This is a genomic window from Paraburkholderia sp. BR10936 (assembly GCF_040965735.1).
Classification (GTDB): Bacteria; Pseudomonadota; Gammaproteobacteria; order Burkholderiales; family Burkholderiaceae; genus Paraburkholderia; species Paraburkholderia nodosa_A.
The window spans coordinates 49,250-74,048 of sequence record NZ_JBFRCM010000017.1 but is presented as its reverse complement, the minus strand read 5'-3'; the positions used below and the strand labels follow the sequence as shown (position 1 = coordinate 74,048).

Annotated in this window: 18 protein-coding genes and 2 pseudogenes; 8 read left to right on the top strand and 12 right to left on the bottom strand. The window is 63.3% G+C overall.

Annotated elements, in window-relative coordinates:
• Nucleotides 1-7: 7 nt before the first annotated feature.
• Together AB4Y36_RS29985 and AB4Y36_RS29980 are read right to left on the bottom strand one after the other, a co-directional pair.
• Nucleotides 8-946, bottom strand: a complete 939-nt coding sequence (locus AB4Y36_RS29985; protein WP_368684978.1) for an aliphatic sulfonate ABC transporter substrate-binding protein — start codon at nucleotides 944-946, stop codon at nucleotides 8-10.
• A 572-nt stretch (nucleotides 947-1,518) separates the two neighbouring features.
• A pseudogene (locus AB4Y36_RS29980) lies at nucleotides 1,519-1,728 on the bottom strand (hypothetical protein); the annotation flags it as partial.
• 103 nt (nucleotides 1,729-1,831) lie between these two features.
• On the opposite strand from AB4Y36_RS29980, the gene AB4Y36_RS29975 reads away from it, so the two are divergent.
• The 6 genes and pseudogenes from AB4Y36_RS29975 to AB4Y36_RS29950 all read left to right on the top strand — a co-directional run.
• On the top strand, nucleotides 1,832-2,854 hold the full coding sequence (locus tag AB4Y36_RS29975; RefSeq protein ID WP_368684905.1) for a sugar ABC transporter substrate-binding protein: 1,023 nt from the start codon (nucleotides 1,832-1,834) through the stop codon (nucleotides 2,852-2,854).
• Nucleotides 2,851-4,464, top strand: a complete 1,614-nt coding sequence (locus AB4Y36_RS29970; RefSeq protein WP_368684904.1) for a sugar ABC transporter ATP-binding protein — start codon at nucleotides 2,851-2,853, stop codon at nucleotides 4,462-4,464. Before AB4Y36_RS29975 ends, AB4Y36_RS29970 begins: the two co-directional genes overlap by 4 nt.
• Nucleotides 4,461-5,489 (top strand): ABC transporter permease, encoded by a 1,029-nt coding sequence (locus tag AB4Y36_RS29965; protein ID WP_342947049.1) that lies wholly within the window; start codon nucleotides 4,461-4,463, stop codon nucleotides 5,487-5,489. The genes AB4Y36_RS29970 and AB4Y36_RS29965 overlap by 4 nt, the downstream gene beginning before the upstream one ends.
• On the top strand, nucleotides 5,482-6,441 hold the full coding sequence (locus AB4Y36_RS29960) for an ABC transporter permease (protein WP_342947048.1): 960 nt from the start codon (nucleotides 5,482-5,484) through the stop codon (nucleotides 6,439-6,441). The genes AB4Y36_RS29965 and AB4Y36_RS29960 overlap by 8 nt, the downstream gene beginning before the upstream one ends.
• A 164-nt stretch (nucleotides 6,442-6,605) precedes the next feature.
• Complete coding sequence (locus tag AB4Y36_RS29955) at nucleotides 6,606-8,324, top strand: ABC transporter substrate-binding protein (RefSeq protein WP_368684903.1); 1,719 nt, start codon at nucleotides 6,606-6,608, stop codon at nucleotides 8,322-8,324.
• Nucleotides 8,325-8,425: 101 nt separating this feature from the next.
• Nucleotides 8,426-8,629: pseudogene (locus AB4Y36_RS29950) on the top strand (molybdopterin-dependent oxidoreductase); the annotation flags it as partial.
• Between the two features lie 145 nt (nucleotides 8,630-8,774).
• On the opposite strand, the gene AB4Y36_RS29945 reads toward AB4Y36_RS29950, so the two are convergent.
• Nucleotides 8,775-9,125, bottom strand: a complete 351-nt coding sequence (locus AB4Y36_RS29945) for a helix-turn-helix domain-containing protein (protein ID WP_256094432.1) — start codon at nucleotides 9,123-9,125, stop codon at nucleotides 8,775-8,777.
• Between the two features lie 139 nt (nucleotides 9,126-9,264).
• Here AB4Y36_RS29945 and AB4Y36_RS29940 point away from each other — a divergent pair, with 139 nt between their 5' ends.
• Together AB4Y36_RS29940 and AB4Y36_RS29935 are read left to right on the top strand one after the other, a co-directional pair.
• Entirely contained in the window at nucleotides 9,265-10,227 is a 963-nt protein-coding gene (locus tag AB4Y36_RS29940; protein ID WP_368684902.1) for an NmrA/HSCARG family protein, read from the top strand.
• A 1,202-nt stretch (nucleotides 10,228-11,429) separates the two neighbouring features.
• The gene (locus AB4Y36_RS29935; RefSeq protein WP_069261308.1) at nucleotides 11,430-12,002 is read left to right on the top strand and encodes a cupin domain-containing protein; all 573 of its coding nucleotides are present in this window, start codon (nucleotides 11,430-11,432) and stop codon (nucleotides 12,000-12,002) included.
• A gap of 72 nt (nucleotides 12,003-12,074) precedes the next feature.
• On the opposite strand, the gene AB4Y36_RS29930 is transcribed toward AB4Y36_RS29935, so the two are convergent.
• From AB4Y36_RS29930 to AB4Y36_RS29890, 9 genes are read right to left on the bottom strand one after another with little or no spacing between them, the layout of a single operon-like run.
• The gene (locus AB4Y36_RS29930; RefSeq protein ID WP_368684901.1) at nucleotides 12,075-15,227 is read right to left on the bottom strand and encodes a multidrug efflux RND transporter permease subunit; all 3,153 of its coding nucleotides are present in this window, start codon (nucleotides 15,225-15,227) and stop codon (nucleotides 12,075-12,077) included.
• A 16-nt stretch (nucleotides 15,228-15,243) separates the two neighbouring features.
• Nucleotides 15,244-15,801, bottom strand: a complete 558-nt coding sequence (locus AB4Y36_RS29925) for a GNAT family N-acetyltransferase (RefSeq protein ID WP_069261310.1) — start codon at nucleotides 15,799-15,801, stop codon at nucleotides 15,244-15,246.
• 5 nt (nucleotides 15,802-15,806) lie between these two features.
• Complete coding sequence (locus tag AB4Y36_RS29920; RefSeq protein WP_069261311.1) at nucleotides 15,807-16,334, bottom strand: GNAT family N-acetyltransferase; 528 nt, start codon at nucleotides 16,332-16,334, stop codon at nucleotides 15,807-15,809.
• A gap of 44 nt (nucleotides 16,335-16,378) precedes the next feature.
• Entirely contained in the window at nucleotides 16,379-17,740 is a 1,362-nt protein-coding gene (locus tag AB4Y36_RS29915; RefSeq protein ID WP_368684900.1) for a metallopeptidase TldD-related protein, read from the bottom strand.
• Complete coding sequence (locus tag AB4Y36_RS29910) at nucleotides 17,740-19,176, bottom strand: TldD/PmbA family protein (RefSeq protein ID WP_368684899.1); 1,437 nt, start codon at nucleotides 19,174-19,176, stop codon at nucleotides 17,740-17,742. Before AB4Y36_RS29910 ends, AB4Y36_RS29915 begins: the two co-directional genes overlap by 1 nt.
• The gene (locus AB4Y36_RS29905; RefSeq protein WP_368684898.1) at nucleotides 19,173-20,804 is read right to left on the bottom strand and encodes an ABC transporter ATP-binding protein; all 1,632 of its coding nucleotides are present in this window, start codon (nucleotides 20,802-20,804) and stop codon (nucleotides 19,173-19,175) included. Before AB4Y36_RS29905 ends, AB4Y36_RS29910 begins: the two co-directional genes overlap by 4 nt.
• A complete protein-coding gene (locus AB4Y36_RS29900) occupies nucleotides 20,804-21,916 on the bottom strand; it encodes an ABC transporter permease (RefSeq protein WP_368684897.1) in 1,113 nt (370 codons plus the stop codon). The genes AB4Y36_RS29905 and AB4Y36_RS29900 overlap by 1 nt, the downstream gene beginning before the upstream one ends.
• Nucleotides 21,870-22,925: a microcin C ABC transporter permease YejB gene (locus AB4Y36_RS29895; RefSeq protein ID WP_069261316.1), complete on the bottom strand. Its 1,056-nt coding sequence runs from the start codon at nucleotides 22,923-22,925 to the stop codon at nucleotides 21,870-21,872. The genes AB4Y36_RS29900 and AB4Y36_RS29895 overlap by 47 nt, the downstream gene beginning before the upstream one ends.
• Nucleotides 22,926-22,933: 8 nt before the next feature.
• Nucleotides 22,934-24,763 carry an extracellular solute-binding protein gene (locus AB4Y36_RS29890; RefSeq protein ID WP_368684896.1) on the bottom strand — a complete coding sequence of 610 codons (1,830 nt, stop codon included), beginning with the start codon at nucleotides 24,761-24,763 and terminating at the stop codon, nucleotides 22,934-22,936.
• Between the last annotated feature and the right edge of the window lie 36 nt (nucleotides 24,764-24,799).

Genomic DNA, 24,799 nt, shown 5'->3' with positions numbered 1-24,799 from the left:
CCGGTTATTAATGTTGCGCCGATGCCAGCGCCGGCTGCGCCGCCTGCGCGTCGATCAGCGATTCGATCACCTGGTTCAGATCGGTGCCCGGCTTGACCAGTTGCTCCTGAACCAGGATCGGCGCGGCAGCTTCCAGCGCCTTGATCTGTTCCGCACCCGGCTGCGGGTGGCTGAAGTCGTTGCGGCTCAGTTGCAGCTTCGCGACCGCGAGCGACACCTTCGAGTCTTCGGAAACGATTTGCGCCGCCTCGTCGGGGTGCGCGCCAATCCATTCCCGCGCACGCTCATAGACCTTCAGCACGCGCGTGACGGTGTCCGGGTACTGTTTCAGGAACACATCGCGCACGTTCAGGAAGCCCCACGTGTTGAAGCCGACATTGCGGTACAGCAGACGCGCGCCGTTGTCGACTTCCGCGGCGGCCATGTGGGGATCGAGCCCGGCCCACGCATCGACCTGACCGTTGATCAGCGCCGTGCGGCCATCCGGATGCTGAAGATTGACGATCTCGACGTCATCCTTCGTCAGGCCCACGGTATGCAGTGCGCGCAGCGTGAAGAGGTAGGGATCGGTGCCCTTCGTGGCGGCAATCTTCTTGCCCTTGAGGTCGGCGAGCGACTTCAGCGGCGAATCCTTGCGCACAACCAGCGCCGTCCACTCCGGGCGCGAGAAGATATACACGGTCTTGATCGGATTACCGTTCGCCTTGCCGAGCACGGCCGCGAGGCCCGCGGTCGAGCCGATATCGATGGCGCCGCTGTTCAGATACTCCAGTGCGCGGTTGCTGCCGAGGCTCAGCACCCAGCGCACCTGCGTATGATCCGGCGCGAACTCCTGCTCGAGCCAGCCATTGCGTTTGATCACCAGACTTTCCGGCGAGTAGTACGCGTAGTCGATCTTGAGTTCCGCGGGTGCGGCGGCGGCCGCCCATGCCGGCGCGGCGATCATCGCGACCAGGCCGAGCAGCCACAGCGCGGCCGGCTTGCGCCAGGCGCGCAGCGACTGGCCGATATGCCGCCGCAGCGGCATCTTCGTCTTTTGGTTCTGCATGTGCTTTCCCCTTTTTTAGCGTGTGGCGTGAGGGGCCGCGTGTGCCGCGGCATACTCATCGAACCTGCCAGCATAAAAAGCACTGCCGCGAAACGGAACCAAGAATCGGTCAGATCGAAAGAAGCGGAACGAATATCCCTGCGCGCCGCGCTGGACTGAGAAGGTCGGTTACTGATCGGCGGGAATCCAGCGAGCGCGCGCTGCGCGTCATCCGGACTCGCAACAAGGGCCGCGTACCGGTCATGCTGCTCGACGCATTCCCACGGAGCTCTCGTCGCTGCATCCGGATATGCCGCTAAATGCCGTCGTGCCGATCGAAGTCGGCTCAACGGGGCCCTGGACCGCCGATGGTCCCCGCCTGGCTTGATTCATTGCGTCGACAGAGCAACCAGGGTCGTCGCGAACAGACGCGATGAGCCGTGTTCCCTGGCGGTTCTGCGCAATGCTGGTTGCGCGTGAGGCCGGAATCCGAACCGGCTGCCCGACAGCCCGCCTGAAGTCGCCTGAACGTTCGATTGGCCACCCTGGTTGTTCACTTCGCCGAGACCTGAATCGATGATCCCATACAGCGTGACCGAGGTAGTCGTCAGATTGGCGTGGCGCGCAAACGCCTTTTTGGCCTGGCTACGGTTCGGTCCTTTGGACTCGTCCCAGCGATCTGCGCCATTCGTACTAAGCACCGCAACATCCCCCTGATAACCTTAGCGGGATTTGTTCGTTTCCAGCGTCGTGTTGTTGTTTAAAGTCGTCGGATCGCTTCACCCGCTTCGACTCCACGACGACATGAAAAAAATCCATAGCAAACTGAGGCAGTTTCTTCCGGCACTCGTCACGCTTTCTCTTCTGGGAGCCGGTATCGGCGCACACGCGCAGGACGCGGCCGACAAGGACGTGCCGTCGCTGAAAGGCAAGCGGATCGGCATTACGGCAGCCGGCACGGATCACTACTGGGACCTGAAGGCCTATCAAGGTGCGGTCGACGAAGTCAAACGGCTGGGCGGTACGCCGATCGCACTCGATGCGGGCCGCAACGACAATCGGCAGATCGCGCAGATCCAGACACTGATCGCGCAGAGGCCCGACGCGATCGTCGAACAACTGGGCACGGCGAGCGTGCTGGAGCCTTGGTTGCAGAAAATCCGCCAGGCAGGCATCCCGCTCTTCACAATCGATACGGCCTCGCCGTCCAGCCTGAACGACACCACGTCGGATAATTTCTTCATCGGCGAACAGTTGGCGCTGAAACTCGTCAACGACATTCACGGCGAAGGCAACATTCTCGTGTTCAACGGTTTTTATGGCGTACCGGTGTGCGCAATCCGTTATGACCAGTTGAAAGCCGTGCTGAAGTACTACCCGAAGGTGCACATCATCCAGCCCGAACTGCGCGATGTGATTCCGAACACCGTACAAAGCGCGTATGCGCAGATCAGCCAGTTGCTGACCAAATATCCGAAGGGGCAGATCGCCGCGATCTGGGCCGCGTGGGACGTGCCGCAAGTTGGCGCGACGCAGGCTATCGACGCCGCGCACCGCACGGAAATCAAAACCTATGCGGTAGACGGCAGCCCGGACGTGGTCAACCTCGTCAAGGACCCGAATTCGAGCGCGGCCGCCGTGGTCGCGCAGCAACCCGCGCTGATCGGCAAAACCGCGGTCGACAACGTTGCGCGCTATCTCGCCGGCGAGAAGAATCTGGCGCCATACACCTACGTGCCGTCGATCCTTGTCACGAAAGATAACGCCGGCGCCATTCAGCAGACGCTCGGGCAAACGGCACCGAACGGCAGCATCGCATCGAAATGACGCAGTACATTCCCGCGCTCGCGCTGCGTGACGTCGTCAAGCAGTTCAACGGTGTGCCGGCGCTGCGCGCCGCATCGCTGGAAGTGCGGCGCGGCACCGTGCATGGTCTGATCGGTCAGAACGGCGCGGGAAAATCGACGCTGATCAAGATACTCGCGGGTATTCACCATGCCGACGGCGGGACCATCGCGGTGGACGGCGTGGACCGGGGTCCGAACGGAAGCGCGTCACGTGAGCCGCTTTCGCAGATCGGCTTCATTCATCAGGAACGGCTACTGCCCGCCACCTTCACGGTCGCCGAAGCCTTGCTAAGCGGCAACGAGCCGATTCTCGGCACGCGCCGCACGCGCTTCGATCGGCGCAGTTCTCCTCTGGGCATACTCGACGTCCGGCGCATGCAGCGTGAGGCGCGCGAAGCGGTCGCAACGCATTTCGGCATCGATCTCGCGCCCAACCGTCTGATCGCCGAGTTGAGCGTGGCCGAACAGCAGATCGTGCAGATCACGCGTGCGTTGATGCGCGAGCCGCGCATTCTGGTGTTCGACGAACCGACTGCCGCGCTCGTCAATCGCGAAGTCGAGCGTCTGCTTCAGACGATCGATCGCCTGCGGCAGCGCGGCCTGACGATCCTGTATGTGTCTCATCATCTGAACGAAATCGCGGCGATCTGCGATCGGGTCACGGTCTTGCGCGACGGCAAGGACGTCGCGCACGTCGACGCTCGCACGACCCCGACCGAAGCGTTGGTCAGCGCGATGATCGGCACCGACGCGACGCCCCGCACAGCGCGTGCGCCGCGAACCGCAAGCGCCCCGCTTCTGTCGGTGCACGAGCTCCACGCGGACAAGCGCTTCGAGCAGATTTCGTTCGAACTCGGGCGCGGCGAGATCGTCGGCGTGACCGGGCTGCTGGGCTCGGGCGGCAAGCAACTGGTGCGCAGCCTGTTCGGACTCGAACGCGAGGTTCGCGGCGCGATCACACTCGACGGCAAGCCCGTGCGACTGCGCCGCCCCGCCGACGCGGTGCGCGCCGGCATCGCCTTCGTGCCCGAAGACCGTCGCGCGCATGGTGTCGCGCCGTCGCTGAGCGTGCGCGAAAACCTCACGCTGTCGAGCCTCGCGCGTTTCAGCCGCTTCGGATTGCTGGCGCGACGCGACGAGCGCCAGGCCGTGCGGCAGGCGATCGACGCGTTCAGCATCCGCGCACCCGGCCCGGAAGCGCCGGTGCGTCATCTGTCGGGCGGCAATCAGCAGAAGGTCGCATTAGGCAAATGGCTGATTCGCGGCGCCGGACCGGGGTCGAGAATCTATCTGCTCGACGAACCCACTGTGGGCGTCGATATCGGTGCAAAGACCGAGATCTACCGGATGCTCGAGCGGCTCGCCAACGACGGCGCGGCCGTGCTGCTGTTTTCGAGCGACCTGATCGAACTGCTGGAAGTGACCGATCGCGTGCTGGTCATGACGCGAGGGCGCATCGTCAAGGAATTGATCTCGCGCGAAACCTCGAGTCAGGAGGTGCTTGCATGGGCCACTGGCGCTCGCACCGGATCCAACGGCGAGGCGACAGCCGCGCCGCCGCGCGCGCGCCGTACGGAGCGCGCCGCATGAGCAAGGTACTTGACGATACACGGGAGCGCCCACGCGTTGCGTTGCCGTCCGGATGGTTCGGCGCGCAGTTCTGGCTGCGCGGCTGCGCCGTGCTGGCGTTTGCGCTGGTGGCGGCGGTCTTCGCCGCGACTTCTCCGCTATTCTTGAGCATCGCGAATCTGGCGAACGTACTGCAGCAATCGGTCGTGGTAGGCATTCTCGGCTTTGGGCTGACGGCCGTTCTGATCGGCGGCGGCGCGGATCCGATCAAGGGCGGACTCGATCTGTCGATCGCGGCGAACATGGGCTGGTGCGCGGCGGTCTATGCCGTGAGTTTGCGCGACGGTCTGCCGGAAAGCGCCGCGCTGGTTCTGACGCTCGCCGCAGGTGCCGCGATCGGCGCGTTGAACGCATTCGCGGTGATCGCGCTGGGCATCTTCCCGTTGCTCGCCACGTTGACGACGATGAATATCGCCGCAGGCCTCGAACTGGTGCTGACGCAGAATACGTCTGTCCCGGTCGCCTCGCCGCTGATGACGTTCCTGCTGGATAGCGGCCCGTTCGACGTGCCGCATCTCGCGTATGCGCTCATAGGCGTCGCCGTGCTGTTCACGTTGCTGATCCACTACACCGCATTCGGCTTGCGCCTGCGCGCGACCGGCGCGCATCGCGACGCCGCGCGCGCCGCGGGAATCCGCACAGACCGGTATGTTGCTTCGAGCTATGTGGTCAGCGGTCTCTCGGCCGCGCTGGCGGCCCTTGCATCCTCTGCGCTGCTGAGCGGAAGTTCGCCAGGCGCGGGCGAGAATCTGCTGGCGGTCATCGCGGCGGCACTATTGGGCGTCGTATTCTCACGGCGGCTCGTGCCGACCATTCCGGGCACCTTGCTTGCCGTGCTGTTTGTCGGCCTCGTCAACAATGGCTTCCAGCTCGACAATCTGTCGAGTTATTGGGTCAACGGTGTCGAGGGCGCGCTGATCCTGTTCGTCGTCGCCACCACCGCTGTGATGCGCCGACGCCACACCGGGAACCATGCAAATGACTAACCGGATCGCCCGGGTGCAGCGCTACGCGTTGATCGTCGCACTCTTGGCCGTGTTTGCATTTTTCTCGGCGGTCGCGCCCGGCTTCGCGCGCGCCGACAATCTGGCGAACGTGCTCCTAAACAACTTCGCGTTGCTCGCGATCGCGTCGCTGGGGATGACGCTGGCGTTGTCAATCGGTGCGATCGATCTATCGTTGGGCACGTCGATCGACGTTGCGAGCCTCGCGTTCGTGCTGCTCAGCGCGCATCAGACGGCGCTGCCGCTCGCCATACTGGGCGGATTCGTGGCAGCGCTGGCGGTCGGCGCGCTCAACAGCGTGTTGATCGCCGGCTTCGGCATCGCGCCGTTTCTCGCCACGCTCGGCACGCTGTTCATCGGACAAACCGTGCAGCAGTTGGCGACCGACGGCGGACAGCCAGTCTATTTGCTCAATGTCCCGCTGTCGGCGCTGTTCAGCGAGCTGGCACACGGCGCAATCGCCGGAATTCCTGTGCCGCTGTGGCTGGTCGCGATACTGGCTGGCGCGGTTCACGTGGCCTCGGCGCGCTCGGTGTTTGGACGGCAGGCCGCCGCGTTGGGCGCACAACCGGGCGTCGCCCGCTACTCGGGGCTGCCTGTCGGCGCGATCGTGTCGTGGACGCTGATTGCCAGCGCGTTAATCTATGGCGTGGTCGGCGTGTTGCTGTCGTCGACGGTCAAGGCGTACGTCCCGCAGGCGGGCAATGGTTATCTGCTGAACGCGATCGGCGCAACCTTCATCGGCACCACGCTGTCGCCGAGCCGACGGCCAGGCGTGACCGGCACGCTGCTCGGCGTTCTGCTGATCAGCCTCGTGGCCAATGGCCTGTTGCTGATTGGCTGGAATTTCTATTGGCAGCAGGTCGCAACCGGCGTGCTGATCTTCGCTGTGCTGGCGCTGAGCTTCGCACCGCGCGGAGAGCAGCTGGCGTGATTGTTCTGGGGCTCGCCCCCGTCAACGAGGTGTGACGTCGCAACACTCCCAGCACAACCATATGCATGTAATCGCTTTCATCATAAGCATCCGATGATCGAATGGTTCACCTCGCAATTGAGGCGTGCCTACACTAAATCGCCCCAATTACCGAGTGGTTCGTCATGCGCCGCAAAGCAGGAAAACCCACTTCCGCACCGCCATCCAAACATGCACTCGCGTCGTCGAATGGCCATCACGCTCTGAAACGCCGCGCCTTCCTCCAGGGACTCGGGGCCGCCGCCGGCGCCACCGTACTGGCGTCAGCAATTGGCACGCCATCCGCCGCGTACGCGCAGCAAGTCGGCGGCAAACCATCCGGATCACCTGCGCCCAGGCGCGGCGGCCGCGTGACGCTGCTGGTCAATCCGGAACCGAACGTGCTGGTCAACTTCGCGACCACGGCAGGCGCGGAGGACAAGGCGAGTCCCAAGATAACGGAAGGTCTGCTCGCTTACGACTTCGACGTGCAACCTCAACCGCAACTGGCGACGAAGTGGGAAATCAGCAGCGATGGCCTGCAATACACGTTTCATCTTCGTGAGAACGTGCGCTGGCACGATGGCAAGCCGTTCACCTCGCAGGATGTCGCGCAGTCCATCAAGCTCCTGCAGACGTATCACCCGCGTGGCCGCGCCACCTTCGCGAACGTATCGGGTGTCGATACGCCGGATGCTCATACCGCCGTGCTGAGACTCTCCCGCCCTGCGCCCTATCTGCTCTATGCGCTGGCTGCGTCCGAGTCGCCGATCGTTCCGGCTCACCTCTATGCCGAGGGCGATCCGCTTAATAATCCTAACAATACGAAGCCAATCGGCACCGGGCCGTATTTGTTCAAGGAGTGGGTGCGCGGCAGTCATGTCCGTCTGGTGCGCAACCCCGACTACTGGGATGCACCGAAGCCGTATGTCGATGAACTCTGGTTGACGTTCATCCCGGATGCCGCCGCACGCGCTGCCGCGCTCGAAACCGGAGAGCTCGATCTTGCCGGCGAAAACCCCGTGCCGTTGACGGACATCGCCAGGCTCACGAAGGAGCCGCATCTGCAACTCGAAACGCGCGGCTACAGCTACGACGCCGCATTGACTCAACTGGTTTTCAACCTCGACAACCCGTATCTGAAAGATGTACGCATCCGCCACGCCATCGGTCATGCCATTGATCGCCAGGCGATCCTGCGATCCGTCTTCTATGGTTACGGCGTGCCCTCGCCGGCGGCGATCAGCCCTTTGCTGAGCCAGTTCTACGACCCCGCCGTAAAGTCCTATCCATACGATCCGGCACTCGCGGAGAAGCTGCTGGATGACGCGGGCTATCGGCGCAAGGGAGAGGGGCAGTCATTCCGTTTCCCGTTGACAATCGACTACAACCCGTACGATCCGTCGTTTCAGCTACTCGCACAGTTTCTCAGGCAATCGCTCAGACGTGTCGGTATCGACGCAACGGTTCGCTCGCAAGACTTCCCGACTTATGTAAAACGTGTGTTCACGGATCGTGCGTTCGATATCGACGCAAACTTCATGGGCAACACCTTCGACCCGACTGTGGGTGTCCAGCGCATCTACTGGTCGAAGAATTTCAAGCCCGGCGTGCCCTTCTCCAATGCCAGCCATTACGAGAACGCGGACGCGGACAGGCTTCTGGAAGCGGCCGCGGTGGCGGTCGACCGGAACAAGCGTATCGAGATCTTCAAGGAGTTTCAGCTGAAGGTGGCGGATGATCTGCCGGTCTACAACCTCATCACACTCAAGCAGGTCACGCTCTACAACAAGCGGGTGCATGGACACACGGTCACGGCGGACGGACTCTGCGGCAATCTGGCCGGGCTCTATGTAGACGCCTGATCGAGTGCGCAGCCCTCTCAATCCTGCGGCGCGAACAGCGATCGGCGAATCGGTCAAAGGTTGTCAGGTCACGGCGTTCGAATGTGGCGCACCTAATCCCCCATGCCGGCGTGCCCGCCATCGATCCCGACCAGCATCGCCTCGTCGTGCATGGCCTCGTGCGCGAGCCACGACTCTTCACGATGGACGGCCTCGTGCGCTTCCCGTCCGAGTCGCGCGTGCACTTTCTCGAATGCTCGGGCAACACCGGCAACGAATGGAACGGCCCGAGCGGGCTGCCCGTCCAGTTCACGCACGGCCTGCTATACATGCCCAACCGCGACGGCTTCGTGCCCGATCCGCGCCCCGGCGCGCTGTGATGCCTCGCGCCGTCCCGATCGAGACAGCGCCCTCACGGTCGATTCATTGCGGCCGGGCATCCGAGGTGAAACCTGCGATGACGCTTCGCATCTACTGCGTCGAAAAACCTCCTTCCCCCTGAACCGGGCCTTGCGCCGCAGAAAAAGCTTGCCGCGCGGCCTCGACCGCGTGCCGATGCTGCTCTGCCCATTCCAGAATCGCGCGCAGATGTGGTTCGAGCGAGCGCCCCAGTTGCGAGATTTCGTAGGTCACGGCCACCGGAGCGGTACTGACGACCGTCCGCTTGATGAAGCCGTTAAATTCCAGGCGGCGCAGGCATTGCGTCAGCGACTTCTGCGTAATGCCTTCGTTCGCCCTGCGCAGCGCGTTGAATCGCATCGGGCCACTGCAGAGGCAATCGAGAACCAGCAGCGACCACTTGCTCGTGATCTCTTCAAGCACGAAGCGATTCAGTTCGAGGTCTTCATGGGATGACGCGGACATGGGATCCTCCGGGGTACCTGGTAGCGTTCAGGTGCGTAATTGCATTCAGGTTTCAAATCTATACCATGAATCACCTCTGATAACGAGGAGAGTGAACATGTCAGTCAATCCGAAAACCGGCGGCCCGGTCTCCAGGAACCGTGTCGGCGGGAACCCCGTGCTCGTGTTCGGCGCAACGGGACAACAGGGAGGAGCGGTCGCCTCCGCGCTCAGGGCGAATGGATGGGCAGTCAGGGCATTCGTCCGCGATCCTGCCAGCGCCAGAGCGAAGTCGCTGGCTTCGCTAGGCGCGGATATGGCGGTGGGCGACCTGGCGGACAGCGCGTCGATCCGACGCGCGATGAAAGACATTTATGGCGTCTTCAGCGTGCAGCCAAGCTCAGGGCAAGGCGCAGTGTACGGGGTGTCCGACGAGGAAGAAATCTGCTACGGCAAGGCCATTGCGGACATTGCGCTGGAATCGGGTGTCGAGCACCTGGTTTATACGTCGGTCAATGCGGCCGGCGAAGAAAAGACCGGAATGGGTCATTTCGACAGCAAATCGGAGATAGAAGCGCACATCCGTCGTCTTGATCTGAACAGCACAATTGTGCGTCCCGCCGGATTCATGGAGATGCTGATGCTGCCGGGCATGGGTCTAGACAAGGACATCTTCACGTTCTTCCTTCGCGAGGAGCAACGCGGACAGATCATTGCCGTGCAAGACATCGGCAAGATCGTCGCCACGATATTCTCTGCGCCGGAACGCTACGTTGGACGGACCATCGAAATCGCGGGCGACGAACTCACCGCCGCGCGCCTGCGGGAAAGCCTTAGCCGCGCCGCAGGCACACCGATCGCCTATCACCGCTTTGCGGACAGTCTGCTGGAACAGGACCCGTTCCTTGGCCGACTGGCGAGCCTGATTGACGAAGATCGGCTCACCGGCCACGCGGATATCCGGGCACTCGACCGCGAATTCGGCCCGCTTCTTCGCTTCGACGAATGGCTGGCCGGCCCCGGCAAGCCGCTTCTTGAGGACGCGCGTCGCGCAAACGACGCGCCGATCGCGCTTCGCTGACAGTTCCCGAAGGCGCATCCGCGATGCGCCTTCTCGCCACCACGGCTTCGTCAATATGGTTGCACGAGCAACCACAAAATATATATCGGAGCCCCAGCGGACGCCTTCACGATCGCTCCGCTCGATGCACGAGGCGATGCGTTCGAATCCTCCGGCGTGGTGAAATCCACCTCCAAAAGCAACTGCGTTCGCCGGATTCCCGCGGCCAGCTAACGGCACTTACCTGGCGATCAAGCAGCACACAGCGCAGGCGAGTCCGGCGGGGTCCTCGCGGCGGCGAGCGCGTGTGCAGGACACGTCAGACTCGTCGAGTCTGCCAGCATAGGAAACACAACCGCGATACGGAACCAAGAATCGCTCAGAACGTAAGAAGTGGAATAAATATTCTCGCGTTGCTCATTGGACGTTATCTGCACAGTCGTCAAGCTGGTTCGCGAGCCCGTTCAGACATGACCGACAGCTCGCCGCCCCGGACGCAGCGCAGCGACCTGTCGTAGTCCTCGCATGAATCGCGTAGGGTCGTTGCGAAACGACTTCTGCGATTGTCCCTAATAGCGAATCCCCCGGATAGAAGGACGGTTACGTCGAGCGCGACGCACCGGTTCGATGCACGGTCGGCAGCCCACATCGGCTCACCTCCCCTGCGAGTCAGATAGGCCTCTCCGACCGCATCGCCGCGTCGATCGACGGACGCTGAGCCCGCACATGCCTTCACCGCGACTGATCTCACGCATCGCCGACCCGGTGCTCGTGATCCACCATCTCATGGCTTGCGATTAACCGCAAGCGAACAAAGCGCTTTTCCATGGCGCCACTCTTTCAGCATTCCTCCATAATCGGAAACGAGAATCGAAAGGATGCTTGAAATGACGGATTCTTTTTAGCACGTTGCAGAACAGTGGTACGCTGCGGCTTTCATGCTATCGTTTATGAGCCGCAGACGGCGCGCCACGGCAACGGCGCTTCCGTCAACTGGCGTCAAGGCATGATCGCCGACGTACGCAGGGGGAATTCGAATTGCAATCCCGGCGGTAATCGGCATATTCCATTACTTGTCGGCCGGTTTGTCTCTGAAATCGCGGGATATAGACCGTGCCGGAGCAATGGAAATGAATGGAGACCCAAAGTGCACGACAAGATCGGGCTTTCGCCCAGTCCGGTTTTCGGATTAAAACATATTCAACAGACAACAATATTCCGTCATGGTTTCGAAACCAATTGAATCACTGAGCGTAGTTTCCGTAGGCAGCAAGATTCGCGGACTGCGCCAGAGACAGGGCCGTACGCTCGATGACATCGCCAGCGCTGCGCAGCTCTCAAAGCCGTTTCTCTCTCAGGTTGAACGCGATCGCGCCACCCCCTCGATCACCTCGCTCGTGAGCATCGCGAAGGCGCTTGGCGTGCCGGTAAGCTATTTCGTCGATGCGCCCACCGAAGCGGGCTGCGTGTGCCGTGGGCAGGATCTGAAATTTTTCGGCTTTGCCAATTCTGCCGACCTTTACGCACGCCTGACCAATCCGTCCGGCGGTCGCCAGCTCGAAGCCATTCTCGTGCGCATGCCGCCCGGCGAGCGCTCCAGCGAAGTCACCACGCACGCGGGTGAAGAATTCCTGCATGTGCTCTCCGGTGAAATGACCCTCTCGCTGGAAGGACAGACATTCGTGGTCCGCGCGGGCGACAGCGCGCACTACGAATCGACAGTGCCGCACGCCTGGAGCAATACGTCTGATCAGGAAACCGTACTGCTCTGGGTGGGCACGCCGCGTCTGTTCTGATTTCCGCCCACCCGCGCATTGGACCATCCGCCTGCTGCGCGGCGGCCAATCAGCCATAGGGGCATGGGGAGGTCAAGGCGCCTCCGTTTCGGCCTCTCTAGCCTGCGCTGTGTGCTCGCTTCGGCGCCGCGGTACCCGATGCACAGGTTTCGCCGCCACGCGCGATACCACCGCGTAGTAGAGCAATGGTGTGAACACGATTCCAAGCAGCGTCGCCGCAATCACGCCGCCCAGGACTCCCGTACCGATGGCGTGCCGGCCTTGCGCGCCGCCGCCCCGCGAGAACGCGAGCGGCAGCACGCCGAGCACGAACGCCGCAGAAGTCATCACGATAGGCCGCAGCCGTTCGACGCTCGCGCCCACAACTGCGGCGCGCAGCGGCAACCCGCCCGTGCGGCGCACGCTCGCGGCCTGCACGATCAGGATGGCGTTCTTCGCCGCAAGGCCGATTACGGTCACCATTCCGACCTTGAAGTAAATGTCGTTGGGCAGCCCGCGCAGGAGCATCGCGCTCACTGCGCCGAGCGCACCGAGCGGAACGACCAGCAGCACGGAAAGCGGCGTGATCCAACTCTCGTAGAGCGCCGCCAGCACCATGAACACCGCTAGCAGCGAGAGGCCGATGAGGAGCGGAGTCTGGCGAGCCGCCTGGACTTCTTCGAACGCGGCGTCGGTCCATTCGCCATACACGCCTTCGGGCAGAGCAAGCGCGAGCCGCGCCATTTCGGCCATCGCTTCACCCGAGCTATGGCCCGGCGCCGCGCGCCCCGTCACGTCGAGCGACGGATAACCGTTGTAGCGGCTCAGCATCACGGGGCCGAGCGTCCAGTGCGTGGCCGCGATCGACGACATCGCCACGGACCCGCCGAATGTATTTTGCACAGGCAGGTCGAGCAGCTGGCTGGCGTTCATGCGCGTGGGTGCGTCGGCGGCGACGATGACGCGGCGCATGCGCCCCCCTGCTGGAAAGTCGTCGACATAACTGGAGCCGAACGTGCTGCCCAGCACGTCCGCGATGCGGTCGAACGATACGCCATATGCGTAGGCCTTCTCGCGGTCGACTTCGAGTTCCACGCGCGGCCCGTCAGGCAGGTCCTCCGAGTGGACCTGCGCCACCATGCGGCTCTTGCCGGCCGCGTCGATCAGTTGGTCACGCGCGGCCTTCAATCCGTCCGTGCCGACGCCCCCGCGATCCTCCAGCCGGTACGTAAAGCCCTCGGAGTGGCCGATGCCCGGCACCGCGGAAGGCAGCATAGCCTGCACGTCGCCGTCGAGGATGGTGCCGAATTGCTCGTTTAGCGTGTCGCGCACAGCCTGCGCGTCTATCTCGTCCTTGCCGCGCCGACCCCACGGCTTGAGTTCGACGAACGCCATCGCAACGTTCTGCCCGCTGCCCGCGAAGCTCCAGCCCACCACGCTCGTTACGTTGCCGACGGCCTGCTGCTTGCCGAGGATCGATTCCACGCGCTTTACCACGTCGAGCGTGCGGGCCTGCGTGGCGCCCGCGGGCAACTGAATCATCACCTGCAACTGCCCCTCGTCCTCACTCGGCAGGAAGCCCTGCGGCAGCTTCCAGTACAACAGCGCCCCAACCGCGCACAGCACCACGTAGATCGCTAGCACACGCGGGCCGCGCCGCAGTAGCGCAGCCACGACCGCCCGGTAGCCGCGCGAGGCCCGCGCCGCTTGCGCCGTCAAACCGCGCTCGGGTTTCGGCGTTCGCTTTGGCATCCTTAGCAGACTCGCACAAAGGGCCGGCGTTAGCGTGAGCGCCATGAACGACGAACACAGCATCGACGCGATCATCGTCACTGCGAACTGCCGGTAGATGCCGCCTACGTTGCCGTTGAAGAACAGCATCGGCACGAATACGGCGGTGAGCACCGCCGTCACACCGACGATCGCACCGCCAATGCGCTTCATCGCGGCGCGCGTGGCTTCGCGCGGTGCAAGCCCGCGCTCGTGCATCATGCGTTGCACGCTCTCCACGACAACGATCGCATCGTCCACGAGTATGCCGATAGCGAGCACGAGGCCGAACATGGTGAACACGTTGATCGACATCCCGGCCCAATACAGCGCCACGAATGCGCCCATGAGTGTAACGGGGATCACCACCGTGGGCACGAGCGTGGAGCGCAGGTCGCGCAGGAATAGCCACATCACCGCGAATACGAGCACCACGGCTTCGATGAGCGTGATCACCACTTCGTGAATCGCCACGCGCACGAAGTATGCGGTATCGAATGGAATTTCGATCGCTACGCCCGGAGGAAGACGTCTGGACAGCTCCCCGAGACGCGCACGAATCCTGTTCGAAGTTTCCAGCGCGTTGCCGCGTGGGCCGAGATGGATGCCCACGGTCGCCGCCGATCTGCCGTTCAGGCGCGAGTAGAACGAGTAGTCGGCGCGGCCCAGTTCCACGCGCGCGATGTCGCGTAAGCGCACTAGCGAGCCATCCGGCTTGGCCTTCAGCACGATTTGTCCGAACTCGTCGGGCGTTTCGAGTTGCCCCTTCACGCTCACCGACTCGGTGATTTGCTGCCCGTTCACGAACGGCGCGTTCCCGAGCGTGCCCGCTGTCACCGGCGAGTTCTGCGCGGCAATGGCCGCGTTGACCTCGGCCGCCGTGAGGCCGTATTCGCGCAGCTTCACCGGATCGAGCCAGATGCGCATGGCCTCGTCGGCGTCCCAGAGCTCCGCCGCGCCAACGCCCGGTGCACGCTTGAGGTCGCGAAGGATGAAGCGGTTCAGGTAGTCACTGAGTTGCGCGGAATCGCGCGTGCCGTCGGTGGACGTGAGCGCGACTAGCATCAGGAACGTATTCGACGCCTTCTCCACGTCGATGCCCTGCTGCACCACTTGCTGCGGCAACCGCGCCTCGACCTGCTTCAGACGGTTCTGCACGTCCACGAGCGCGATGTCGGGATTGGTATCCGACGTGAAGGTCACGTCGATTTCCAGGTCCCCCAGCGCATCGCTCGTCGTTTCGTAATACTGCAGGCCTTCGGCGCCATCGAGGCTCTCCTCGATCACGCTCGCGACGTTGTTGCCCACCTCCTCCGCCGACGCACCCGGATATTCCGCGCTGATGACGATGCGCGGCGGCGAGAGCTGCGGATACTGTGCGACCGGCAACATGGGAATCGCGAGCACGCCCGCGACCATTATCGCGAGCGCGATGACCCATGCGAAGACCGGCCTGTCGATAAAAAAGAAGGGCACGCGCTCGCCGGTACGGTTAGGGGAACAAGGGGGAAGCGAACGGTGGTGCTTCCGCGTAGCGCGCCATATGAAGCGTATCGGCAAGTACGCCGGCGCGCATTGCGGCACCGCGCGAGCGGCCCTCTACGACGAAGCCGAACTTGCGATAGAGCGCGATCGCGGCTTCATTGTCGGCGAACACTTCGAGTTCGAGCCTGCGCAGGCCCAGCGAATGGTCGGCACAGGCGACGATCGCCGCCATCAGCGCGCTGCCCACGCCACGACGCTGCCAGGCGTCGTGCACGCCGAAGCCCACGCAAGCGCAGTGTGCGCGGCGCGCCTTCGCGACATCGAGCTGCGATTGTCCCACCACGCGTCCGTCGATATCGGCGCAAATCGTGATGCAGCCGGGCGCCCGGCTCTCATACCACGCACGCAAGGATTCGGGGGTGCGCCACCCGCTCAATAGCGTGCCGTGGCGCACACCTGGCTGATTCATCAAGTCGGCGATCGCCTCGAAATCGGCGGGCTCGCAGGTGCGCACGCGGATAGTACCGGGTGACGCGAACGCGGGCGATGGTGTCGGGACGTGCATGGGGATCACTCCGGGGTGAGGGGCAGCGGATCGTGCAGGCGCGCCATCAAGAAGAAGTCGGCGAGTATTCCTTCGCGCAATACTGCGCCGCGCAAACGCGCCTCGACTTCGAAACCGCACTTTCGGTAGAGCGCGATCGCGGCAGCATTGTCGGTGTAGACGTGAAGTTGGAGCCGCCGTAGGCCCAGCCAGTTGTCGGCGAAGTCGAGGATTTGCTCCATGAGGAACGTTCCGACGCCCCGACGCTGCCAATCGTCGTGTACGTTTATGCCGATCTCGCCGACGTGCGCGCGGCGCAACTTCTGCGGATGCAGTTCAGCTTCGCCCACGATAGTCTCGCCCACCAACGCGCCGATGATGACGGCCGGCGATACCACGTTTGCGATCCACTCACGGGTCTGTGCGACCGAACTATACGGTGGCTCTGCATTGCCCCGCACTATTGACGGGCTGTGCCCCAGCGCATGCAACGCTTCGGCATCGCCGGGGCGCAATGCGCGCACGACGAGCCCCTCGGGTAAGCGCGACTGCATTGTTGTTTCCTTCTTGTTTGAGACGTCAGGGACGGTCAGGCAGGCTACAGCGTCAGTTCAAACGACTTCACCAGCACCCCGGGAAGCTGCATGCCGCCTGTCGCGCGTTGACCCCACGTGTCTTCGGACAGGCGCAGTTCGGGCTGCGCGCCGAGACGCTCGAGGCGCTCGCCCAGCAGGCCGTACAGACTGTCGTCGAAGCGCATCGCGTCTACCGGCGCAACGACACGCCCCTCCTCCACCCAGAACGTCGCAAAACGCGTCATGCCGGTCAGGCGGCAGCCCATGCGATCCGAGAAGTTCACGTACCAGAGGTTGCCGACGTACAGACCCGTGCCCAGCGCCGCGAGCACATCCGCATCCGCGAGGTCGCCGCCCGGCATCGAAAGCGACGACGGCGCCTCGCTCGCCAGTGCACCGTTAGGGAGCAGGCCATACTCGCGCGCCGTCCGGGCGTTTGTCAATTGCGCGACGCTCCTCCCCTCACGCACGAGCGGCACGCTTACGCGCAAATAGCCGTCTTCGTTGAAGGCAGGGGTAATACCAAGTCCGAGCTCTTCAGTGATCGAGACGCGCGCGTCGAGTGAAAGCTCGCCGCCGTGCAGCCGGTAAAGCGGGCTCTGCGACGTCGCCTGCGCGCGCGCCGAAAAGCCGCCCCACGCAGCAACGCCCAGCAGTTCTTCGAGCGCCGCTGGCGCGAGCCATGCACGGTACCGGCCCGGCCCGAGCGCTCGCGGCGCGAGCGCTAGCACGGGCAGGCGTACCGCCGCCTCCTGCACCTTGCTGGCAAACTTCGCGTCGTCCCAGTTCTCGCCCGCATAGGTCGTCTTGATGGCGCGGCCGCCCGGATGATAGAGCGACCAGCTGAAGCAGAAGTTTTCGACTTCGTGCCAGCCACGGCTGCCGCAACTGGAGGCGAAGCCGCGCGCGAGCATGCCGCCCGCGTAGAAGCCAACGAAGTCGAGCCCGCGCGCGCATTCGGCCACCACATGGATGAGGGCATGCGGATCCCGCAGCCGTCCCGTGCGCCGCGTCGAACGGTGCCACGCTGTCGTGTCGTAGAGCAGATGGGGATCATCAGGTGCATCACGCAGGTCCGAGCGAAGCGTTTGCAACGTCGCGCCCACATCGCGCAGATCCTGATCAGCGTTGCCGCAGATGTCGAGCGTGGAATACGCCTGGCGCGCGCCATCGATCATCCGAAGCGTGAGCTTGCCTTGGGAGACGAGTCCCATTTGCCGGACTTTGCCGCCGTTGAAGCGAATGAAGTCCGACTGCTCTGCGGCAAAAGACGTGAGCGCCGTTTCACCGGCCAGCAACAACCCGTCGATCGCATCGGCGAGCATCATGAAATGCGAGTGCCAGTCTACCGCCACACGCTCGCTTGCAAAGAGTACGTCGCTCATCAGGCGCCTCCAAAAACGTCTACGTTGCTGAAGACGCACGCCGGTGACGCGTGCCCCACACGAATGACCTGCGCGGGCTCTCCCTTGCCGCAATAAGGCGTGCCGTAGACCTCTCGGGTGCTCGCGTCGCCTACGGCGACGAGACTGCGCCAGAAGCTCGCCGAAATGCCGCGATAATTAGGCCGCTTGACGACCTGCGTGAGCTTGCCGTTCTCGATGAGCCGGCCATATTCGCAACCGAACTGGAACTTGTTGCGATGGTCGTCAATCGACCAGGACGTATTCGAAGTCATCAGAATGCCGTTGTCGATGCTTGCGATCATCGCGGCGAGGGTTTCGGTACCGGGCTCGATGTTCAGGTTCGCCATGCGGTCGATAGGCGGGCGATTCCAGTTGGCCGCGCGCGAGTTCGCGACCCCCGGCAGCCCGGCGCGCTGCTGCGAGAGTGCCCCACCGAGCGGCCGCTCCAGCACCCCGTTGCGGATCAGGTATTGCTTGCTCGCCGAACTGCCTTCGTCGTCGAACGCGTAGGTAGCGGCTTCTTCGCGCAGATCCGGATCGAACGTCACATTCAGCAACGGGGAGCCGTACTGATAGCTGCCGAACATCTCCGGCTTCACGAAGCTCCAGCCAGCGAAGTTGCGCTCGTCGCCGAGAATCCGGTCCAGTTCGAGTGGATGACCGATCGATTCGTGAATCTGCAACATCATCTGGTCCGGCATCAGCAGCAGGTCGCGCGTGCCCGACGGGCAATTCGGCGCCGCGAGCAGTTGCAGCGCCTCGTTCGCCACACGGGCGCCAGCGCCATTGAAGCCGTGCCGTGCGAGTATCTCCAGACCTCCCTGCCCGAGCGCGCCGTGGTCGCCGGCAAGTGTTCGCACCTGCGTGTCGCCGTTCGCATGCGCGGCCACGCTCAGCCCAGGCATGAGGTAGCGAAAGCGCTGCTCGATGCTCACACCGTCGCTCGTGAGATAGCGTTGATCCGTGTGCGCGACGTGCATGCTCGCCACGCGCTCGACGATGCGCGAGTCGAGGTTCGCCGACGCGCATTCGTGCGCGAGTTGGCTGAGCCACTCACGGCGGGTGGGGAGCGGCGTGTCGATGTTCGGCGAAGCATAGCTGCCGCTCGCAACGGGCCGGGCAATGCGGCGGTAATCGATCAACGAGACTTGCGCACATGCGAACGCCCGCGCCGTGGCGATGTCGAGCGCACGCTGGAGCCCCTCTGCACTGAGGTCGGCCGTCGCCGCATAGCCGGCACCGGCGCCGGTCCAGGCCGTCAGCATTGCGCCCCGCTCGCGCACCACACGCAGCGGCTGCGCGACGTCGTTGCGCACCACGTGGTCCTCGACAACTTCGCCCGTCATGCGCAGCGACCAGAAATCGGCGCTGCTCTTCAGCGTGCGCGCGCCCTGCAGCCAACGCTCTTCGATCATGCGAACTTCTCCTGTAGCACCGCCGGCTCGTCCAGCATCGACGACGCCAGCAGCGATTGCGTGTAAGGATGAGACGGCGCGTGCAGCACGTCGAGCGTGTCACCCTGCTCGACGATGCGGCCCGCTTTCATCACGATCACACGATGCGCCATCGCGCGCATGACGGCCAGATCATGCGTGATGAACAAATAACTCAGCTTGTACTTCTTCTGCAAGTTCGTCAGCAGCGCGAGCACCTGTTTTTGAATCGAGACGTCGAGCGCGCTGGTTGGCTCATCGAGAACGATCAGTTCCGGTTCCACCGCCAGTGCACGGGCAATGGCGATACGCTGGCGCTGTCCGCCAGAAAATTCGTGGGGGTACCGCTGCATCGAATCGGCGGGCAGGCCCACTTCCTCGAGCAGCGATGCGATACGCATACGTCGCGCCGGTCCGTCAACCTCCGGTCTGTGCACGGCCAGCCCCTCTCCGACTATCTGCTCGATCGTCATGCGCGGAGAAAGCGAGCCGAATGGATCCTGAAACACCACCTGCATGCGCGAGTACAGTGCGCGGCGGGCCCTCGCCTTGCGTTGCGCCGAGAGCGCGACCCCCTCGATGCGGATCTCGCCCGCTGCCGCGCTTTTCAGGCCGAGCACGGTGGCCGCGAGCGTCGATTTGCCCGAGCCAGACTCGCCGACGATACCGAGCGTTTCGCCGCGCCGCAGCGTCAGGTTCGCTTCGTGCAAGGCACGGAAAGTCGAACTGCCGAACACCGAGCGCCAGCCTTTGACCGCCGTGCGGTAATCCACGGCGAGGCCTTTCACGTCGAGGACGGGCGGCGCATCCACCGCGACTGGCGCCACCTCGCGACGCGGCTCGCTATCGAGCAGGCGCTGCGTGTAGGGATGCTGCGGGTTCGAGAAAAGCGCCGCGGTCGTGTTCGTTTCGACGAGGACGCCCTTTTCCATTACCGCGACGCGTTGCGCAAAGCGTCGCACGAGGTTCAGGTCATGCGTGATGAGCAATATGGCCATGCCACGCGCTGCCGCCTCCTGCTCCTGCAGGTCGATCAGCAGATCGACGATCTGCTGGCGGACGGTCACGTCCAGCGCAGTCGTGGGCTCGTCGGCGAGCAAGAGGCGCGGGCGGCACGCGAGCGCCATCGCGATCATCGCACGCTGGCGCTGTCCGCCGGACAGCTGATGCGGAAAGCTCTCGATGCGGCGCTCCGGTTCGGGAATGCCGGTCCGCCGCAGCAACTCGATACCGCGCTCACGCGCCGCGCCGGCGCTGAGCCCCTCGTGCAGACGCAGGCTTTCGGCAATTTGCTTGCCGATCGTGTACAGCGGATTCAGGGCGGTCATCGGCTCCTGAAAGACCATGGCGATATCGGCTCCGCGAATGCCGCGCATCTCCTGCTCGGTTTTCTGCAGCAGATCCTCGCCGTCGAACTGTATGCGCCCAGTGAATCTTGCATGCTCGACGAGGCCGAGGATCGACAGCGCCGTCACGCTCTTGCCCGAGCCCGACTCGCCGACGAGCGCCACGCGTTCTCCGCGCTCAATCGAGAGACTCAGTTCGCGCACCGCCTGTTTCTCGCCGAAGCGCACGCTGAAGCGCTCGATTTCCAGCAAAGGACGATTCATTATTTACCTCCGCCGAACGCCGAGCCACGCCTGCGCGTATCGAGTGCGTTACGCAGTGCATCGCCCATGAACGTGAGCAGCAGCAGCGTAATGACGAGCGCCGCAAAAGCCGAGAGCGAGATCCACCATGCCTCGAGATTGTTCTTGCCCTCCTGGAGTAGCTCGCCAAGGCTTGGCGTGGGCGGCGGCACACCGAGCCCGAGGAAGTCCAGACTGGTGAGCGAGAGAATGGCCGCACTCATGCGAAAAGGCAGGAACGTGATGACCGGCGTCAGGCTGTTGGGCAGCACGTGGCGCCACATGATCTGCCAGTTGGAGAGGCCCATCGTGCGCGCCGCCTTCACGTAGTCGAGCGAGCGGTTGCGCAGGAATTCAGCGCGCACGTAATCGGAAAGCACCAGCCATCCAAACATGGAGAGCAGGATAAACAGCAGCCAAAGCGTAGGCTCGAAGATCGAGGCGAAGATGATGAGCAGGTAGAGGTCCGGCATCGAACTCCAGATTTCGATGAGCCGCTGCCCGATGAGATCGGTGCGTCCTCCATAGAAGCCCTGCACCGCACCCGTCAACACGCCCAATGCGACGCCGGATACCGTTAGCGCCAGGGCCATCAGCACGGAAAGCCGGAAGCCGTAGAGCAACCGCGAAAGCACGTCGCGACCGAACTGATCGGTGCCGAGCCAGTTCGTGGCCGAGGGCGCGGACGGATACGGTCGCGCCGCGAAGTAGTCGATCGTATCGTAATGAAAATGATTGGGCGGATAGATCGCGAAATTGCCGTTCGATTCGAGGCGCTGCCGGATATACGGGTCGAGGTAGTTGGTCCTCGCCGGAAAGTCGCCACCGAAGATCGTCTCCGGATAATCCTTCACGATCGGGAAATAGTACTGACCGTCGTAACGCACGACGAGCGGCCGGTCATTTGCGAGCACCTCGCCGAGCATGCTGATCGCAAACAGCGTGACGAAGATGACAAGGCTCCAATAGCCGAGCGGCTGCGCGCGAAAGCACTGCCACGTGCGGCGCCAGGGCGAGACCGACGGCGCGTGCGCAACGGCGGCGGTTTCAGCCGTCCAGGCGTTGGAACTGGATGCGGGGGTCGACGAGGACATAGCAGACGTCAGCAATGAGTTTGGTTACGAGGCCAATCAGCGTGAAAAGAAACAGCGAGCCAAGCACGACGGGGTAATCGCGGCGGATAACCGAGTCGTAAGAGAGCTGGCCCATGCCGTCCAGTGAGAACAGCGTTTCGATCAGCAGATTGCCGTTGAGAAAAGCGCCAATGAACGCGGCGGGCAAGCCCGTGACGAGCGGAATGGCCGCGTTGCGCAATACGTGCTTCCACAGCACATCGCGCTCGGGCGCGCCCTTTGCCCGCGCGGTCAGCACATACTGGCGGCCAATCTCTTCGAGGAACGTGTTCTTCGTGAGAATCGTGACGATCGCGAAGTTGCCGACCACGGAGGCCGTTACCGGCAGGACGATGTGCCACAGGTAGTCGAGCACCTTGCCCGCGAGGCTCAGGTCAGCGAAGTCATCGGACGTGAGACCCCGCATGGGGAACACCTGCCAGAACGAGCCGCCACCGAAAAGCATCAGCAGGAGCACGCCGAGCACGAAACCCGGCACCGCATAGCCGGAGAGCACGAGTACGCTGGTCACGGTGTCGAATCGCGACCCGTTGCGCACCGCCTTTGCGATGCCGAGCGGCACGGATATCACGTAAGTTAGCAGTACTGTCCACAGGCCAAGCGTGATCGAAACGGGCAACTTCGAGCGGATCACGTTCCAGACGCTGTCGTGCTGGTAGTACGACTGACCAAGATCGAACGTGGCGTAGTCCTTGAGCATCAGGAAATAGCGCGTGAGCGGAGGCTTGTCGAAGCCGAACTCCTTCTTGATCTGCTCGATCTGTTGCGGATCCACGCCCTGGCTGCCGTGATAGCCGCCTCCTCCAGCGCCGGTCTCGCCGCCGCGCGTCGCATTGCCATGGCGCAGTTGCGCCATGATCTGCTCGACCGGGCCGCCGGGCACGAACTGCGTGACGACGAACGTGAGCGTGACGACGCCGATCAGCGTCGGCACCATCAGCAATAGACGTCGAAAAATGTAGGCGAACATGGTGGTCCTCAGTGGGCGGCCGCTTGCGCGGTCCGGGCGACCTGCGCGTTTTGCGGCTTGCGATACCAGTAATCGATGATCCAGTCCTGGGACCCGAACGATACGGGCACGACTGACGGATAACCGAGCGACGTCTTGTATGCGATGCGCGCGTTAGGTGGGTAGTACTCCGTCACGAGGTAGTACTCGTTCAGCAACACACGATCGAGGGCACGCGTTGCCGCTTCGAGATCGTCGAGCGTGTTCGCGGCTTGCACCGCCTTCACGAGCGCGTCGACGGCCGGCGAGCGCACGCCCGGATAGTTTTCCGAGCCCACCTGCGAGGCAGCCGCGCTGCCAAAGCGGCGTTCAAGCTCCGCGCCGGGAATCGTCACCGGGCTGTAGAGCCAGGTGGTCATGTCGTAGTCGAAATTGTCCAGGCGCTTCTGGTACAGCGCACTGTCGATTTCGCGCAGATGCGCACTGATGCCGAGCGTCGCGAGGGCCTGCGTGTAGGGGAGGATCACGCGGTCCATGCCCGGCTGGTCGTCCAGGATTTCGATGTTCATGGGCTCGCCCGCGGCATTGCGCAGCGCGCCGTCACGATAATGCCAACCCGCCTGCGCAAGGAGATCGCGCGCCTCACGCAGATTGCCGCGCAGCGAATCGGGCGGCAGCGTCGTTGGCTGCTTGATCATCGGCCCGAACACTTCCGGCGGCAGGCTCGCGCGCCACGGTTCGAGCAGCTTCAACTCCTTCTCGCCCGGCGTGCCGGTCGCGCCGAACGGGCTCGCCTCGAAATAGCTGTGCAGGCGCAGGTACTGACCGTAGAACATCATGCGGTTCATCCAGTCGTAGTCGAACGCGAGAGAAAGCGCATGGCGCACGCGTACGTCCTGGAACATCGGCTTGCGCAGATTGAATAGCATGCCCTGCATCTGTGCGGGACCGTCCGGGAAATTGGTCTGCTTGAGCGTGCCGTTACGGAAGTTCTTGCCCACGTACTTGCGCGCCCATTGGGTCGCGCTGTCTTCCACGTGCACATCGGCATCGCCGGCCTTGAACGCCTCGAGTTGCGTGTACAGGTCGAGGTAGAGTTTGAACGTGATGCGCTCGAAGCGGTACATGCCGCGGCGCGTGGGCAGATTGACCGCCCAATACGCGGGATTGCGGCGATACGCAATCTGCTTGTCGTTCTTGCGTTCGGCGATCAGATACGCGCCGCTCGCAATGGGCGGTTCGTTCGACAACTGGTCGAACGGAACGCGCGTGCCGTCCGGTTTCATCCCCCACTTGGGCGAGAAGATAGGCAAGTCGCCTGCAATGAGCGGCGCGTCACGCTCCGCTCGACGGAACTCGAAACGGATTGTCGAGGCGTTCACCACGACCGCCTTCTTGATCACCGAAAACTGCGCATTGAAGAGCGGCGAAGCTTGAGGGCTCGTGAGCGTATCGAACGAGTATTTGACATCGGTGGCCGTTATTGGATCGCGGTTCGAGAAGCGCGCAGCCGGGTTGATATGGAACGTCGCCGAAGCCAGATCGGCCGCGACGTCAACGCGATCGGCGATCAGCGGATATTCGGACGCCAGTTCGTCCCAACTGCGCTGCATCAGCGTGTCGAACATCAGATTCTGGATGTCCGGCGCGGGTGCGCCTCGCACGAGGAAAGGATTCAGCGAATCGTTACTTTGGTACTCGTTGTAGTTTTCGAAACTCAGGACGCCGTTCGACGGCGCATCGGGATCCGCGTAGTCAAAATGGGTGAAGCCGGCGGGATACTTCGGCTGATCGTACTGCGCGAGCGCCGTAGCCGCTCGTGCCGGCACCCCGGCAAGCGCACCCACTCCCACTGCCATGACCAGTGCGCAAACCGCACCTGACCAATGCGGCGA